Annotated in this window: 1 protein-coding gene; it reads right to left on the bottom strand. The window is 55.0% G+C overall.

What is annotated here, in order from left to right:
* Positions 1-240, bottom strand: a 240-nt coding sequence (locus tag ACYP03_RS27795) for a hypothetical protein (protein ID WP_459782911.1), incomplete at both ends; no start/stop codon positions are given.

Genomic DNA, 240 nt, shown 5'->3' with positions numbered 1-240 from the left:
AAGAGGTCAGCACCGTCATAAACAACGAGAGGGTGTGCTGTTCACTGAACTGACGCAGCGCCGCTGTCAGTACATCACAGAACACGACCGGGATCAGTGCACCGGCAAAGGATAGCACCGGCGGATGGGGCCTGTCGGTTGGCAAAGTCAGATGTGTCGGGGATTCACCTAACGTTTCCCGCAATAATAGAGACTGTTGATCAAGCCGTGACGCATACAGGTGCACCTGTTGCCAGTACG

It is taken from the genome of Photobacterium sp. R1 (genome assembly GCF_054600795.1).
Note: the sequence above shows the minus strand (reverse complement) of the source record. Positions and strands in the feature narration are given on the sequence as shown.